The sequence below is a fragment of the Campylobacter sp. RM12637 genome (genome assembly GCF_020137645.1).
Classification (GTDB): domain Bacteria; phylum Campylobacterota; class Campylobacteria; order Campylobacterales; family Campylobacteraceae; genus Campylobacter_E.
Window position 1 is genome coordinate 1 of sequence record NZ_JACGAV010000052.1, and the last position, 712, is coordinate 712.

The following is a 712-nucleotide window of genomic DNA, read 5'->3' on the forward strand; positions in this document are numbered from 1 at the left end:
TTATTAAGTGTAATAACTCTAACCTATGCAAGCGTAGGTAAAATATCAGCCATTAGAGGTGATGCAGTAGTTATCTCAAAAGGTAATGAAATAAAAGCTTTATTAAATCAAGAACTTGATGAAAGCGATATTATAAAAACGGGAAACAATGCAAGATTACAAATAATCTTTAATGACAACACCGTTACTACTCTAGGTAAAAACACAAGCTTAGAAATAAAACAATTCTTATTAGATGGAAAAAATTCTAAAGTAAATCTTGAAGTAAGTGAAGGAAGCTTTAAAGTAATCACAGGAGAAATCTCAAAATTAGCAAGAAAGAATTTCTCTTTAAAAGCTCATACAGCAACAATTGGTATTAGAGGAACAGTGTTTGTAGGAGAAGTTGGACTTAATATAAATAAATTAGCTTGCTTACAAGGTGCAATAGATGTTAGATTAGGTAATAAAACTTCTTTAATTGATTCAGGAAAACAAATAAGCTTTTCAAATACTAAGGTAATTAAAGTTGAACCTTTAAAAGTAAATGATTTTTCTTTAACCAAAGCAAATATTAACGAAGATAATAAACCAGAAAAAATACAAGAAAAACAAGAAGATAAACAAAGCACTACAAATACTAATAAAGTAACAAGTATTACTTTAAGTAGTGATATTAAAGCTGAAAACACTAATTCAAATTCTAAAAATACTTTACAAACTAGTGAGCAAA

General features: G+C 27.4%; 1 protein-coding gene. It reads left to right on the forward strand.

The genetic code is table 11. The features are described from left to right. Nucleotides 1–712 (forward strand): FecR family protein (locus tag AVBRAN12637_RS09695; protein WP_336612932.1); only part of this gene is annotated, 712 nt, incomplete at both ends.